Here is a 15,742-nt window from a genome sequence, read left to right on the forward strand (position 1 = left end):
TTATCATTGTTCTGCAAGAGTAATATCTCCGACTATTTCTTCGATAATATGATTTCCTAATATTTTTTCAACGAATTCACGAAAGACTCCATCCCCGCCCGCTTTATTGAGGTGAATATTTGCAATTTTTTTAATGTAGAAAGGGGCTGATGACGGGACTCCTGACCACCCGACAAGCTTTAAGAGCTTAACGTCATTTAGATCATCCCCAATGTAGGCAATGTCTGCAAATTGTATACTAAGTTTACGACACAAAGAGCGAGCTATTTCTACCTTATCCTTTGCCCCTAAATAACAATAATCAACCTTCAACTTATCTGCCCTTCGTTGTACTATCTGCGTATTTTCTCCAGTAAGAATTCCTACGGGTATGCCTAAATGATGTGCGAATAATATGCCAGCACTATCGTAGGTATTGAATTTCTTCAATTCTACATTAGTACCATTGTAATACATGCCTCCATCAGTCCAGACTCCATCAATGTCGGTCAATATCAATTTTGGTAAATTCATTGTTTCAAGAAATCTGGATAAATGACTTCATTTTTAGGAACTGCTACAGTGATAGTTTTGCCTATGATTTCGTTGAGTTGGCTCCACTTATAACCATCACCTGGACTCAGCATATGAAGATCATCTTCAATAATTACATGGCCAACTTCTAAATCTTTATTAGAAGCAATTGAACGCTCCAATTTTTCTTTTGAGCCTGCTACACTCTTATCAATGTACATATCTTCGATTCCCATCCAGTGCTCTGCAAGTCGGATATCACGAACCATTCTGCGAACACCATCAGGGCCTAAGGACCCCTTCTGGTCAGTCCCCTTCATACCTCTGTCAACAGTGATATGTTTCTCAATAATCTTAGCACCCATGCCTACTGCGATGATAGGTGCAGCAATACCGATGGTATGATCAGAGAAACCAATCGTATACTGAGGATAATGCTTCTGTAAGTACTTTATAGTAAGCAGATTCAAATTATCTGGCTCTGTTGGGTATTGTGATACACAATGCAAGATTGAAATATCATCATGACACTTTGTAATAACCCCAATGGCATCATCAAGTTCTTTCTTACCAGCCATACCAGTTGACAAGATGATTGGAATCTTAGTTTCAGCCATTGCCGCAAGAAGAGGCAAGTTTGTAAGGTCTCGACTAGCAACCTTGAGTTGATCAGGAGTGAAGAGCTTCAGCATCGAAAGACACCCCTTTGCACAAAGTGTTTCTACAAACTTAAGACCAAGGCTTTTAGCATACTTATAAACTTCGAAATGCTCCTCATCTGATAGTTCAAGGAAAGCACGATGCTCTCCATAAGTTCTTCCGAAAGAATTTGGAGTATCATAAATACGATTCATTTGTGAAGATGATAACTCCTCATTTAAATCGCGCTTTGTCATTTTGACTGCATCTATTGGAGGTAGGTCGATGCCAAAAGTATCCTCTTTGATGGGCCTTATGATTAACTCAGTGAGTAGTTTAGCAATGTCTACCGAACCATTATGATTCTGACCAATCTCACCAATAATGTAAGTTTTCCCTTGCGTATCCATTTTCGTCTTATTTTTCATTATCACTTATTATCTGCAACATTGATTCTTTTAGAATCCGATTTTCATCAAGATATTCTACCACATCTTTCAAGTTAAAATTGTCATCCTGCGCTTTAAGATCTGAATAGACCTTCTGAGTAATCTGCATATCTTCTGGAGTATCAATGGTCAATCGAATATCATTACGTCCCTGAAGATAAGAAGGACACTCAATCCATTCGCATTTATACTCATCAGGATGTGTATAAATTTGAATTGTAACATGCTCGTGAGCAGGTGTATTTACTTCTGTAGTAGCCTGAACTTTCTTTAAAGCATCAAACTTAACGTACTCTCCCCAAAAACCAAAGTGAGTTTTGATAGACGGTGTGTCGTTTATGCGAAATCCTATGTAGTCAGCTTCGCTATTCTTGGCCTTGTTGACTAGTTCTGCTACTCCATGCCAATCCATAAAAGGATTGTCAGAACAGATACGAACAATACCATTTAATTTATTTTCATCAGCAGCCCTTATAAATCGATCGAGAACATCATTTTCTGATCCTCTAAACACGATCTCACTTTTGACTCTCAAGAATTGCTCTAATTCATCATTATTAGGATTTACAGAGGTTGCAACGATGACCTTCACGCCTTCTACTTTATGCAAAGTATTAAGTAAAATCTCTAGAAGCGTATCATTTCTATAAAATTTTTTAAGAATTTTTCCAGGCAATCGAGTTGAGCCCATTCTAGCCTGTATGATAATTCCGATATTCATTGTGTATTTATGTTATGATATAATATGACACCTTCTTAAAATGGACTTAAATCCGAAAACGAAATGAGAAAAAGCTGGAAAATTATCAATTAACCACTTTTTGATTTTCTTGTTTCTTGGAAACCAAGATGCTGCATAATAATGAACAGAAACAGTTTTGTCGGTAATAATAGGCCTACCTTTTATTAGAGTGGGGCAAAAATATTCTTTAGGATAAATTTTAAACCCTGAACATTCTTGTATTTCATTAGTTTGTCTTAATCCATCGTCACACAATATCTGAGTAGTGTATGCAACAACATTATGCTCTGAAGTATTATTAGAATTTGGCAATACGAATTCCTTTGCCTCGTAATGTTTCAATAGTTTATTTATAAATGGATGATTAGGCTCTACACCCAGACACAACCCTGTGGCAACTCCAAGTTTGAGGGGAGATTCCCCTAGCACAGATTCGTGCTCACATCCCATAAATGGACCATTACTAATTATATGATCCATATTCTTAATAATTTCAACGTCTGTATCAAAATAAATACCACCATACTTATTTAAAACAAAAAAGCGAGCATAATCACTGACAAATGCATACTTTTTAGCATTGTATGCATCAGATGTATATTGAATAATATCGACATCAAAATTATCCTCATTCCATTCTATAATTTCATAATCTGGAAAGTTTTTTTTCCAAGAAGATATACATTTTTTTGCTAAAGGAGGTAATGGACTTCGACCAAACCAGCAATAATGAATAATTTTTGGTATCATGAAAAAATTCTTTTAATCCTATTATAAATACGTTGTAATGTCAATTTATGATATTCCTTAGCATCTGTTGCTACAATCCATTTTCCTTTAAACATAACAGCATTAAACTGATGGCCACCATCTTTATAAAATGGAATATCCGTGGGTATGATATTATCTAATATCAGTTTTTCTTTATACTCCGTTGGAGTAATCTTTTCGATTTGGCTTATACTTACATTATCACCATAAAGATTTGTGCAATCTTGCGAAAATCGCAAAAGTTTACCTTCAAATCTCATTAACGAACCAGCATTACGACCTAACTTTTGATTATGTTGAATTGGCGACATTGGGTGTGCTTTATATTCACCCATAAGAGAATCTGACACAAATAATTCTAATGTGTTTATCCTGTCAGTGTATTGTAATTGAGTAAAAAGAAAATATTTATCACCAATTTTATTAATACAACTATCGCCATATCCCATTAATATTTGAGCATCCAATGGTGCATACAGTAATTCCTTAACAAATATAAAGTTTGTCAAGTCTTCATTTCTTGCCTCGTAGAGTCGAATAGTATTTGTAGCACCAGCTTCGGGTAACATGTAAATATGTCCATCCTCCTCAAACACCCATGGGAAAGAAAGATGGTATGGCTCTTCAAGAACAACAACTGGCGACGACCAATTTTTCAAGTCCTTTGTGCAAACCATCTTTAACACACCCGGAGATAACCATTGTTTGCTTTCGTAAAACAAATAGAGCGTATCCTTATTAACAAAAAGAAAGGGATCTGCAACTATAGTAGTTGGATTAAGCCTGAAATAAGGCTTTAAACATTTTATCTGATATATGCTCTTACCTTCTTTTATATTAAAAAGGCTATTAGAATTCTCTAATTGATGAAGGCATATCTTGAAACATTCAACCATTTTATATTATTCTTTTTAACTTACAAGTGATTTTCTTGAATAATACGCAAAACAAAGGCATATAATCATTTTTAAACAAATAAGCGTGATTACTAGATTTAAATATATATTTAAGCCATGTAAAAACACTCTGTTCTTTTTTAAGAACGAGCCCAAGATCTTGAAATTCATCTATAGCATATTTTGATTTAATCATGTTAAAATTTAAATGTTCTGTAGACATTCCCAATGTGTCAAGATAAAGAATTACTGGATAATATAATTTATCAGCAAAACAAGCATAGATATCACCACTATTTCTAAAGTTAACCTCGTTCAGCCAAATATCATCTCCTATTTTAAACAATTCGATATCTATGTTTCCTGTATATCCATACTTCTTAACCTTATACAATATTGTATGCGCTTGACTAATTAAATTGGCATCATAAATGTATTGATGACATGATACAGTACCACATATGCTAGGATATTCCCTAAAATGTTTTGTTAAAAAGAAAGGTATCTTATCTGTGTGTTTAGGAATACTTCCAAACAACTCCATTTCATAATCTTTATTCAAATATTTTTGAATTAAGACTCTCTTATATTTTTTTTCTTGTAATTCTTTCAAATAGGCATTAAGATCAGTTTCTTTTTCTATTCGACAAATATCCACTTTAGAGCCTTCAGGACTTAATACAGGCTTGACAATACATGGATATTCTATCTGAGATATATCATAACAACCAGTGTCTATTTGATCGACGATCCACGAATCAGCATATTTAAGTCCTAATTGCTTAGCAAAAATAAATTGATTAAATTTATTCATTAATGAACGAATCTTTCCTGATTCACCATTAATTGATGGCAAATAAAATTTCTTTGACAACAATTCCATATTATCATCAACAATTAATGCAGCACCATCAGAGGTTGGCATTACTACAGGCTTTTCTGTTTCGTTCCAAAACTCATTAAGTAATATATTCAAACCCTCCTCTTCACTGCTCACCAAATAATATTTACACCAATACTTAGAATAGGTGCAATAATTGTCACGTTTTTTCAATGACGAAGTTGTAATAATCCCATAGACGGGTATATTATTAATACCAAATACCCTAGCCATACCCAAGGCATTTGTATGATTACCTCCGAAAATTATTACTTTATTCATAGATTCTCAATTTATTTGATTAATTCATCAAAATCTACACGCTCATATTCCTGTAAGCAGCCACCTCTTGTAGCATTATAAATACGAAAGCCATGACTTCTAGAGTATTTTTCTGCTGCAATATGAGCAACTTTTTGTTCCCATGTCTGCACTGGTGTTATCTTAGAAAGATCTTCTTTCTCTTTTCCATAAAAATGGCTGCTACCTGAAGTGTTATAATATATACTACCATCTCTGTTTGCATTAACAGCATAGGACATGTCACAACCTATCAAATATATCACTTCTGCTCCTAAGTAACGAGCCCATTCTATTGATTCATATGCAGTAGTACCAATGGCGAATACAACTTTAGATAGATCTTCTGAAAATTCAGGATGATCTAAAAGTTTCCTAGAACCATTAATTGTTTCATAAATTTTATCTCCTTTAAAAGAAAGAGATTTTATAAATTGTTTCTTAGAAAATATTTTATACTTAGCATAACATTCTTTAACCATTTTAGCATGTTTCCCCTTATAACAAGAATTATCTGTGACCATAAGGAAGTCGACACGCCATGGTGTATTTTCATATATGCGCGCAATATGATTCATCCCTATAGATATAAAGTTTGCTTTTGAAATCTGTGTCAGATCATCAGGGCTTAAACTAGGACCATTACACACTACAAAAAATTGCTTGCCCTTGTAATAGTTTTTTAAAGAACGCAATTTTCTCGTATTATTGAGTTCGACACCACTAGCATAATATGCAACAAGATTTATGCCATCAATAATCTTTATATATGTTGCACCTAAAAATTTCTTAATTAACTTCATTATTTATTTTACTTTTCACAAATTGTAGCACATATTGTCTCTCCATTTTATTTAAACCTACTACCCAAATAGCTAGACCTGTGAATAAAACAGATATAATTCCAGATACAAAAAAGGAAATTACTTCATTCACAATTAAACTTGATACTAAAAAAGGGATAGGTGTAGATAAAATGATTACTTTTACAATTGGTAATATAACCTCTTTGAGATAATTCAAAAGACCAAATGATGATAGTTTATTCGATTCATTGACTACAAGTACTACCTGCAAAGCTCGAACGAACGCTGTAATAATAAAAACAGATACAGCGCTAGCACCTAAAGAGAGAACGAGATAAGATAATGGAAATACCAATAATAGTACACCATTTCCATAGATGGTATACTTTCTCAATTTACCAGATGCTAATGCTACCCCCCAAGGGGCATTTGTTAGCTGAACCAAAAGAGAGTCAACTAAAATCCATATAGTGAATATTCCTGTAAACTCTGGTACTTTTTTTAACCATATTGATAAAAGAAAATCAACATTAAGAATAACAGGAAGAGCCATTATCCAAAAGAATATTACAGAATATTTACTACTTGAAAATACAAGCTTATGTAAATAATCGATTTTACGAGCAGCAAAACTTTTAACTATTTGCGGTTGAACCGAAGTAAAAATACTAGATGAAAAATTACTTAAAACACTATTTAGTTGAAAAGAGATACCCCTGGCGGCATTAATTGCTGGACCAAAGAATATATTTATCAGTATGTTAACAAATTGATCTTTGGTCATATATATAATAGTTCCAAGAAAGTTCCAGGAAAAGAACTTGCCCATTTGGACTATTGTAGAACGTTGGAAACACCAAATGATATTAGATTCTTCATATTTTACAAAACATCGAACAGCATATGATACCTGGACTCCGACAACAACCAGCATCAACAAAAATGCATAAGTAACAAGCCTGTCAAAACCGCTAATTACTATTGCATAAGCAATGATAAGTTTCATTATTCCTTCAAATACTCCTACATAAGAGTAGTAAGACATATCCTCATGCGCAATAATCGCTGAATTAAAGACTGTTCCTATCAAAGTAAAACATAACGATATCACCGTCATATGAAAGACTTTGACTGCAGCATCAAGCCTCTCTATAGGAATATTAAGTTTATTAACAACGAACCAATATCCTATTGTTTCAAGAGCTATAAGCACAATTATTACGAAAATAAGATATATGAAAAAAAAATGAGAATAAACTTTTTTTGCACCTTCTTTAGATCCTTTACCTAATTCAACACTTAAAAATCTTTGAGTAGCATTTGCAAGAGAACTTTGAAAGAATGCAAACATACTTGTAAGTCCACCTACCACATTGTATATTCCATAATCCTCTATTCCAAGATTATCAAGTATAACCCTTGAAGCGTATATATTTATACACATCAAAAGTATCATTCTTAGGTATAGAAACCCCGTATTTTTTATAATTCTTTTACTATTTTGATCCATTGCATAGTAGCATATAGCTTGAATCAATATACTTCAAACATATATCTCATGCCTGGTTTAAGAAATTCACCATTATATGCTTTACCATCAATAATAACCGAAAGTCCATGTTCTAACGCAAGATTTATACCTGGTAGAATATCCCAAGAAAAACATCCTTTCAAATGTTGAAATTGCTTATAGCTTCCGTGAATTACATTATACATATTATACATGCAGCATCCCATAATGCGATATTCAAGCCCACCTCCTAACACTTCAAAATCTTCTGGGGTCATGTATGATGATAGCCCACATATACGAGATTTTTTAATTCTCTCGAGTTTCTCACCTGTACAAAGGCAAATATCCAACTCTGGTAATGCAATCATTGATTGATAATGTTTACCATTACGATAAACGCTAATCCCTACTCCCCATTCCTTTAAACCAGAAACAAAATTTTCAGTGCCATCAATTGGGTCTACGGTAACAACAAATTCAGCTCCATCTATATCAAAAATATCATTGTTTGACTCCTCACTAATAACAATATAATTTGCGAGATTATCTTTTAAATAACTAAATATGAGTGATTCGCAAAGCAAATCACCCTCTGATACGAAGGTATTATCGGCTTTAAGAGTGCCTGTTGAACGAAGTTCTAAAATTTCGTTCAACTTACTTCTTATTATACTGTATATATCTCTACAAATATCCATCGTTGTTATTACTTGTATACCGAAGGGGTTATCATTTCAATATTCAACTGACTCTCAAGTTGAACTAATCTTCTTGATATTGATTTGTTTAAAACTACAGTTTGTTCAATATCATGCTTAATGGCAATCTTAGAATTGTAATAATTGTCTTGGCCAACTATATAACCATCCATACCAGCAATGTAAATTTTAGATGGCTGAAGTTTACAAAGAAGATTAAGCATCATTAAACTAGAATTATCAGTGATATTATCATCTTCATTTATAACATCTGAATAATTAACAACGAGATTATCACCCTCAATGTTGATATTAGATGTATGTATTAAAGTCTCGTTATTATATTGGTCGTCTCCTAATGTTAGATATCTTTTCTTATTACTCATAAATACGAAATCCGGCTTAATAAAGCCTGGAACGAATGAAATACTAACAATAAGACAATTATTATCAGAAGCAGTCTTCTTGATATACTCTTCATTTTTTGATAAAGATGAACCAGGGGCAAGAATTAGAATATTACGTCCTACGAACTTTGATTTAAGTAAATCTATTGTTTTTTTATCATCAATTTCCCTTGATTGAAACTCAATGTATTTTTGTTCAGCCAAATTTTTATCAAAGAGCGAACGTTTATTGGGTTCAATCATATGTAAAATAGTAGATATACTCTTAACATTCAAGGTATTCTTACTACATAAATAGATAGCATAATTTGGATGGCAACCATTAGTTGCTGCCAAATAATATGGAACAGCATAGCCCCATTCGTACTTCTCCTTGATTTTGGAAATATAATCATCAACTATCTCTAATAGAGGATCTAAATCATAGCATTTGTTAGCATGCTCATTTAGATAATTAGCAATTAATTCTGTGTTTAAGTTACCAGCACCTCTTCCCATACCGTAAACAGATGAATCTAAAGACATAACTCTATCTCCTTCCACAGACAATAAAGCTTGGCTATTAGAGAATGACAGCTGCAAATTATTGTGAGAGTGGAATCCCATATGAATTGTTGATGCCAAATTATGATTTATAATATAATAGAATCTGAGCAATTCATCTTTATCCATCAAACCCAATGTATCAACCAAATAAAAAGAATATGGATGAAGTCCATTGACCTTCTTAATAAGAGTTAATAACTTTTCATCAGAATAGCTACTAGTACCTACAGGCTGTACAAACACTTTGTAACCTTTATCCATAATTTGCTTGCAATATTCTAAAGCAGGCTCTACTTCAGGATAGTGAAAAGTAACTCGAATACCATCGATAGATGTACCATCATAATCAGACAGCTGATCTAACGAATATTCACCATAACAAGCCATCGCTACATACATGGACTTTTTATGGTCTGCAGGCAAGAAATGCTTTATCTGTTCAACAGTGTTATAAATTGAACGGTTGATACTATATTCTTCATCCTGCAGGAATCCTGTCTCGATGATATCAATACCAGCATTTGTTAGTTGATTGATAATTTCCTTTATTCCTTTCTCTCCAAAATCAAAATTATTGATGTATCCACCATCTCTGAGGGTACAATCTAGGATTTGCATATTTGTCATATTGAACCTAATCTAAAATTATTTATTTTCCTTGAGATCTTTCACCATTAAGAGTTTTACCTTTTCTAAATCCTTTGGAGTATCTACGGATATTGATTCAGAATCAACAAATTTAAAATGGAGTTCTTTACCATGTTCCAAGAATCGGAGATGATCTATGTCTTCAATTCGTTCTAAGTTCGCTTGAGGGGTCGTTACAAAGAAGTCCAATGCTTCTTTCGTAAAACACTCAATACCAACATACTTATTATACTTAAACATTAAAGAACCTTTAGGATAAGGGGCTGGAGTTCTTGTAATATAGAGGCATCTACCTGTGTCAGAAACAACAACTTTGATTCTAGCCGGATCAATTGTCTCTGCAGCATCAGACATTTTTCTCATCGCTCCACCAAAGAAAAAGCCAGATGGAATTTCTTCAGGAAGCGCCTGCTCGATGCATAAAGGTGAGATCAATGGCTCATCACCATTGACGCAAACATACATGTCTGCTTTAATTTTATCAGAGACCTCTTTAATACGTGAGATATGTTCTGGATGATCATTTCTTGTCATCACGTATTTAATGTCCATTTCTTCACAAACATATTTAATGCGCTCATCATCAATTGCGACAAAGACGTCAGAAAACTGCTTTACTTGAGATACCCGATTATAAACCCACCAAATCATTGGTTTGCCGCATATATCAGCAAGAGGTTTGCCTGGAAAACGAGTCGAGCTATATCTAGCTGGGATAATAGCTATTATTTTCTTTTGTGTAAAATCTGCCATATTTTTTATATAATTTTTATTCAAGCCACTCAAAAAAATCTCTATCAGTTCTATTTGTAGGGGTCCTATTTCAAAAACACGATGAAGAATCATATATTCCAAACCAGGTTCTTTACATTATTCCCGTTAATCCTCTCTGGTACCATCGTTATCAACTAGAAATACATCCGCATGTAGTTCTTCTAGGTCCTGTCCAAAATCAAACATCACATAACCTCAGTTTATCCAAGCATCTTTCACATACTTAATTGGACGAACCATATATAATCTTCCCAGTCACTATTTATAGATGATGTCCTTTCCTTTAATTCTTCAAGAGTTTCATTAGCAAGTACTTACTGCATAGCTATAATACCTGTAAAGGTACTGTAGCCCACATTGAGTTATATTTTTGATTAATTATTAAGTTATTTAGTAATATTAATTGGCAGAAGTTCCATATAATCCGTTTCACTGGATACTAATTTACATAAAACATCTGAAATATATTTAACTGGACGCAGTCCATACATTCTGCAACTTTCTATTATCGAGTAAATCAAAGACCTATTTTTAGCAGCCTATTCCGAGCCACAGAACAAATAGTGCTTTCTTCCTAAACAAATAGGTTTCATCAACCGTTCAGCAATATTGTTATCAATCTCGGCCTACCCATTGTTCACATAACGACGCACGGCTTCCCATTCGTTAACCACATAGCGAACCGCTTTAATGAAAAGAGTAGAAGGGAAAAATACAGTGTCTACATCTTTAAAACGGTCTACCACACGTTCTAGAGACATGCCGTATTGATATTCATCAACCAAAATCTGAGCAATCATATTAAAGTCAACATGACAACCCTGAAGAATATTATCAAAAAGACGCAGGGAATCATCAACATCAACCGATTCGTAGTAATTAGAAATAATACCCTCCCCATCAATCACACGCAATAACTCACAAACATGTTTGGTGGCATTCCAATCCCACTTATAAAGAATCCAATGACGAATATCAATCTTACGGGCATCCAAAGGAATGCCACTCCCATCGCAGTAATACATCACCACCTTGTCCACATTAGTAAAATACTGGACATAATCCAAACTTTACCGTTCGGATTAGAAGCCTAATTCAAGACTCATCTCGGATGTGACAGTAGCGAATGAGTCGTTGCCAGATACTGTAGACGGATTAATCCCATCAAAATCATCCATATCCCTTATTCAGTTTTTTATCAATGCCTTTGAGAAAGAAAGTTTCTCGGACCTACGACCATAAAGTTGACGTTTATGCTTTGCTATTTCAAAAAGCTCAGCGGCACGGAGACTTTTCAACTCTTCCAAAACACCGAAAAGAATACAATAGGTATTGATTGAAATCTTTCGAGGAGCAGCATCCGGCTAATAACGGAACAAAAACTCAATGTAAAATTTACTCATGTTCATTTTTTGTAGATTTTTAAATTTGGCGCAAAGGTAACGGACAAAATAAAACATGTCAAGAGCCATACAATGGGTGTTTACTGAGCTTCGACTATTCTTCAGTAGTCATATCTGAATAGCAGCTGTTAAGAGGGAAAGGAAAATTGTTTGCATATTTTCAATTGATGCAAGGAAAGAGACCATTTTGCCCTTAAAACTTTTTTTAAATCACCTCGAAAGGATAAGGATTTTCCTCTATATTTTTCAACTCCTCCATTACTTCCATTTGCTCAGCAGTCAAAACCGACTTATTCCAATCGTCCATAATGCTATGAGCCTCCTGAAGCATAGATTCCTCATAAACTTCCCCATAAGTATAAGTCAGCAGACGAACCTTAAGCAAAGAATCAGGAAGTTCTTCCAGAACATTATAGATTCGATCTAAAACAGCTTGCTTTTTCTGCCCTTTATCTCCATAATCATAAATGGTAGCATTATAGCCCATCAGAAGAGCCAGACACAAGTTGGCTTCTTCCTCAATATTGGAACTCCGAGAGGAAAAAAGGGAATCGGTCTTGACGAGAAGTTCCTTATTTAGCCGACAAAAAGTATCAGAATAGATAGGTTCACCGTCCATACCAAGATACATCAACTCATGAGCAGCATGTTGAAGCTCAAGAGCACGAGAAAGTAAAGAATTCATTTGGTATATGATTAAAATATGATTAATCTCAATTAAGATAAGACTACTGTATCATCTTTAGATAAGATTTGGGTACTTTGACACTGGCAACCAAAACACCTTTGATACGAATAACAACATAAGTCTTATTGGATTCTGTAGCAATTTCACCTTCGATGCCACTAAAATCTCCTTTAATGACTTTCACTTTGTTTCCTACAGCGAAAGGTTCAGTATCAAAACTAACCCCATTAGGATTCAGATCCATGACAAACATAAAGTCTTCCATTTGTTTATTGGGAACAATCAGCATAGAATGGGTAGAAAGATCCTTCATATAAAAAAGCTGGGCACTATAAACATTAGAAATATCACAAGCAACTTGTTTGGTAGCACGAATGAAGATCAAATTTCGAATAACAGGAACTTCACTACGCTTACGACGATATTTCAATTGTGATATGACAATTCGTGTAGGAAGGTAGTAATCAATATCTAAATTCTCCTCAGATTTAAGTTTATCTAAGAATTTTCGGACTGCAAATTCTTGCTTGTCACGAGTACGAGCCGCAAACCAATATTTTTGATTTTCAATCACTTACAAAAACAAGATCTAAGAATTTACTTCTGTTTCGGGTGCGCTTCGCGGTTTGAACGAGACATATTCTCTTTCAAACCGTAGAAAATTATCAAGAACGACTTAATACATTAGAAACGAATACATTAAAATAGAAAAAACGTCTTTTAATCGTTCGTTTAATAAACGTCAAGATTTAAGAAAAAGCAGATGGTTCAAAAACATAAAAATGAAGAGATATTAAATATATAAAACGACAAAAAAGTAAGACTGATTATCAATAACATAGCTATAAAAAAGGCTTATCTGAAAATATTTTTATTAAACATCTTGCACGTTCAGAAAATACCCCTTATCTTTGTGCCCACTAAACGAACGTTTTTTGAACACTCATAAAATCAGTACATATATCATTGTATACAAACTATTTACACCTACAAAAAATCCTTCCTATTTTTTCTTTTCATCAATTTCATCCATCATAAGGAAGATTACGTTACCTTTGTCGCTTTTTCTATATTTAATACAATTACACGATATTTAATTATTCATTAAAATAAAAGAAGAAAATGAAGAATCAAAAGACGGCTGAAAGCCTGGAAAAAAAGAGTTGGAAAAGGTTGAAAATTCAGCTCAGGAAAGTATTGTAGTTGAGATTAAGAGAGAACCCGGACGTCCCAAAAGCCCGGTAGTAGAGGGAATACCTCCCGAATGCCAAAAAGCAGTAATGAGACTGCTACTTATAGGCATGAAGAAAGGATACCTCGGTAAAAAAGGCGAAGTAACCATAAAGGGAGTAGCAAACTGGGCAGAGAGAAAAGGACTCTTCCTCACAAAAGAGCACACTATCCTGTCAGCCAAAACGATAGAATTAAGAATGGGTGAGCTAAATAGAGAATTATATCCCAAAGAAACGATAGAAAAGATGAAGAAAAAAAGAGAAAGAAAAACGAAATAAGCAGACAATAATTAAATAGTTACACTCTATTGAAACAACTTATATCTTTGCCCCCACTTTAGCAAAGATTAAGCCCCGCACGAGAAGATGCCGCTTTTGCTAAGAAGCGACATCTTCTCTTTTTTATGCCCGACATAAACACCTACTAAACAATTAAAAATTAAAGAATTAAAAATTAAAAGGTTATGAAAAAGAAGAAGAAACCAGCTTCACTCCACGAAGCACTTAAAAAGAAATGGGAAATACGTATTATGCTCGAAAAGGACTATACGGAGGACGCAGCACTATGGATGGCAGACAGAATAGAAAGCCTCATCGACTACATGCAGTATGGATATGCACTCATAGCATACTACAAACAAGACGGAACCTTCCAATTCGTAAAAGCAACACTCCTGCCCTATGAAGGATACTTCCATCAAGAATACGATATACAGCGCATAGAAGGACACATTGTATATTGGGATGTAGAACTGCAGGCATGGAGAAGCTTCCAATTGGAGAACTTTCTGGAATGGAGACCGGTGGTAAATTAAAAATTGAAAAATAAAAGAGTATGGCAATGATATATAACAGTATACCTTATTTTCCGACACAGGTGAACCTGTTCGAAGAGGTATCGATGGAGCTGATTGAGGCTAAATATGGAATGAAAGCAGAAACGGCGGTAATGAAGCTGATATGCAAAATCTATAAGGAGAACGGATATTACCTGCACTGGAATGACGAGCAGTGCGTACTGTTCAGCAATAAGGCGGGAAAGGAGATTGCAGCAGACGAGATGCAAGGAATCGTGGACATCCTGATAGAAAAAGGATTCTTTGACAAGGGAAGTTACGAAGAGCACTGCATACTGACTTCAGTCAATATACAGAAAGTGTGGCTGGATGCCACTAAACGTAGGAGGAGGGACTTAGCGTCCCTACCCTACATGCTGGTAAAGCCGGAAGAAGATAAAAAAGGCGATCAGGATGGCAAAAGTGATAAAGATAATAAGGATAGTAGAGAGGCTGATGGTATGCAAAATCCCGAAAATAGCGTGCAGGATGCAGACAGTTTACCCGAAATAGCTGACAATTCCGGACAAAGCAAAACAGAACAAAACAAAGCAGACGAAAATAAAGGACTTCCCCCTCTAACTCCCCCGCCGGGGGAGGACGTTGATGTATGGAGGAGATATTCTTTTATTGAGTTTCCGGGATACGCTTACAACAAGAGCACGCATAATCTGGAATGCCTGCTACTCTCATTGGACGAATTGCACATCAATGACCCGGACGATATAAAGGCAATATTGAAGCTGTCCGATTACGGTCGCCTGGGTAATGGGGTCTGGAAAATAATTCATAACACCAGATGGAGCGTAGTGCTCAACAATGGAAAATACATCATCGGTGCACTGAACAAGACACGAAAACAGGGATAAAAAACGCAGAATGAAGAGCAAAAACAGATATTGATTATCAACATCTTACAAAAAGTTAAGAGTTTGTCGACAAAGAATTAACTTCTTGTTGACAAACTCTTAACTCCTTGTCGACAGGGTATTGATATAGTA

At 34.6% G+C, this 15,742-nt stretch carries 19 protein-coding genes; 3 read left to right on the forward strand and 16 right to left on the reverse strand.

The features are described 5' to 3' along the window. Window positions 1-3: 3 nt before the first annotated feature. The 16 genes from QZ135_RS09285 to QZ135_RS09360 all read right to left on the reverse strand — a co-directional run bounded on the left by QZ135_RS09285 (window position 4) and on the right by QZ135_RS09360 (window position 13,247). The gene (locus tag QZ135_RS09285; protein ID WP_294608245.1) at window positions 4-513 is read right to left on the reverse strand and encodes an HAD family hydrolase; all 510 of its coding nucleotides are present in this window, start codon (window positions 511-513) and stop codon (window positions 4-6) included. Continuing rightward, complete coding sequence (locus QZ135_RS09290) at window positions 510-1,580, reverse strand: N-acetylneuraminate synthase family protein (protein WP_294608247.1); 1,071 nt, start codon at window positions 1,578-1,580, stop codon at window positions 510-512. Before QZ135_RS09290 ends, QZ135_RS09285 begins: the two co-directional genes overlap by 4 nt. Continuing rightward, the gene (locus QZ135_RS09295; RefSeq protein ID WP_294608249.1) at window positions 1,570-2,322 is read right to left on the reverse strand and encodes a glycosyl transferase family 2; all 753 of its coding nucleotides are present in this window, start codon (window positions 2,320-2,322) and stop codon (window positions 1,570-1,572) included. Before QZ135_RS09295 ends, QZ135_RS09290 begins: the two co-directional genes overlap by 11 nt. A gap of 12 nt (window positions 2,323-2,334) precedes the next feature. Further along, the gene (locus QZ135_RS09300; protein ID WP_294608251.1) at window positions 2,335-3,093 is read right to left on the reverse strand and encodes a glycosyltransferase; all 759 of its coding nucleotides are present in this window, start codon (window positions 3,091-3,093) and stop codon (window positions 2,335-2,337) included. Beyond that, window positions 3,090-4,010, reverse strand: a complete 921-nt coding sequence (locus tag QZ135_RS09305) for a hypothetical protein (protein ID WP_294608253.1) — start codon at window positions 4,008-4,010, stop codon at window positions 3,090-3,092. Before QZ135_RS09305 ends, QZ135_RS09300 begins: the two co-directional genes overlap by 4 nt. 1 nt (window position 4,011) lies before the next feature. After that, window positions 4,012-5,172, reverse strand: coding sequence for an ATP-grasp domain-containing protein (locus tag QZ135_RS09310; RefSeq protein ID WP_294608256.1), 1,161 nt, complete (start codon window positions 5,170-5,172; stop codon window positions 4,012-4,014). 11 nt (window positions 5,173-5,183) lie between these two features. Then, window positions 5,184-5,993, reverse strand: coding sequence for a 6-hydroxymethylpterin diphosphokinase MptE-like protein (locus QZ135_RS09315; RefSeq protein ID WP_294608258.1), 810 nt, complete (start codon window positions 5,991-5,993; stop codon window positions 5,184-5,186). Then, window positions 5,980-7,506, reverse strand: a complete 1,527-nt coding sequence (locus tag QZ135_RS09320) for a hypothetical protein (protein ID WP_294608261.1) — start codon at window positions 7,504-7,506, stop codon at window positions 5,980-5,982. Before QZ135_RS09320 ends, QZ135_RS09315 begins: the two co-directional genes overlap by 14 nt. A gap of 23 nt (window positions 7,507-7,529) precedes the next feature. Further along, the gene (locus QZ135_RS09325) at window positions 7,530-8,207 is read right to left on the reverse strand and encodes an inositol monophosphatase family protein (protein ID WP_294608264.1); all 678 of its coding nucleotides are present in this window, start codon (window positions 8,205-8,207) and stop codon (window positions 7,530-7,532) included. 8 nt (window positions 8,208-8,215) lie between these two features. Continuing rightward, the gene (locus QZ135_RS09330) at window positions 8,216-9,778 is read right to left on the reverse strand and encodes an aldolase catalytic domain-containing protein (RefSeq protein ID WP_294608266.1); all 1,563 of its coding nucleotides are present in this window, start codon (window positions 9,776-9,778) and stop codon (window positions 8,216-8,218) included. Between the two features lie 27 nt (window positions 9,779-9,805). Beyond that, a complete protein-coding gene (locus tag QZ135_RS09335) occupies window positions 9,806-10,654 on the reverse strand; it encodes a 3-deoxy-manno-octulosonate cytidylyltransferase (RefSeq protein WP_294608342.1) in 849 nt (282 codons plus the stop codon). A gap of 314 nt (window positions 10,655-10,968) precedes the next feature. Then, window positions 10,969-11,103, reverse strand: a complete 135-nt coding sequence (locus QZ135_RS09340) for a transposase domain-containing protein (RefSeq protein ID WP_294608268.1) — start codon at window positions 11,101-11,103, stop codon at window positions 10,969-10,971. 18 nt (window positions 11,104-11,121) lie between these two features. Further along, the gene (locus tag QZ135_RS09345; RefSeq protein WP_294608345.1) at window positions 11,122-11,202 is read right to left on the reverse strand and encodes a transposase; all 81 of its coding nucleotides are present in this window, start codon (window positions 11,200-11,202) and stop codon (window positions 11,122-11,124) included. A 6-nt stretch (window positions 11,203-11,208) separates the two neighbouring features. Then, complete coding sequence (locus tag QZ135_RS09350) at window positions 11,209-11,622, reverse strand: hypothetical protein (protein ID WP_294608271.1); 414 nt, start codon at window positions 11,620-11,622, stop codon at window positions 11,209-11,211. Window positions 11,623-12,190: 568 nt separating this feature from the next. Then, the gene (locus QZ135_RS09355; protein ID WP_294608274.1) at window positions 12,191-12,670 is read right to left on the reverse strand and encodes a UpxZ family transcription anti-terminator antagonist; all 480 of its coding nucleotides are present in this window, start codon (window positions 12,668-12,670) and stop codon (window positions 12,191-12,193) included. 43 nt (window positions 12,671-12,713) lie between these two features. Next, a complete protein-coding gene (locus tag QZ135_RS09360; RefSeq protein ID WP_294608276.1) occupies window positions 12,714-13,247 on the reverse strand; it encodes a UpxY family transcription antiterminator in 534 nt (177 codons plus the stop codon). Between the two features lie 589 nt (window positions 13,248-13,836). On the opposite strand from QZ135_RS09360, the gene QZ135_RS09365 reads away from it, so the two are divergent. The 3 genes from QZ135_RS09365 (at window position 13,837) to QZ135_RS09375 (ending at window position 15,610) form a co-directional block, all read left to right on the forward strand. After that, window positions 13,837-14,184 (forward strand): hypothetical protein, encoded by a 348-nt coding sequence (locus tag QZ135_RS09365; protein ID WP_294608278.1) that lies wholly within the window; start codon window positions 13,837-13,839, stop codon window positions 14,182-14,184. Window positions 14,185-14,369: 185 nt separating this feature from the next. Further along, complete coding sequence (locus QZ135_RS09370) at window positions 14,370-14,720, forward strand: SH3 beta-barrel fold-containing protein (RefSeq protein ID WP_294608280.1); 351 nt, start codon at window positions 14,370-14,372, stop codon at window positions 14,718-14,720. A 20-nt stretch (window positions 14,721-14,740) separates the two neighbouring features. Beyond that, a complete protein-coding gene (locus tag QZ135_RS09375; RefSeq protein ID WP_044137555.1) occupies window positions 14,741-15,610 on the forward strand; it encodes a DUF4373 domain-containing protein in 870 nt (289 codons plus the stop codon). The last annotated feature ends 132 nt before the right edge of the window (window positions 15,611-15,742 follow it).

It is taken from the genome of uncultured Bacteroides sp. (assembly GCF_905207245.1).
Lineage (GTDB): Bacteria > Bacteroidota > Bacteroidia > Bacteroidales > Bacteroidaceae > Bacteroides.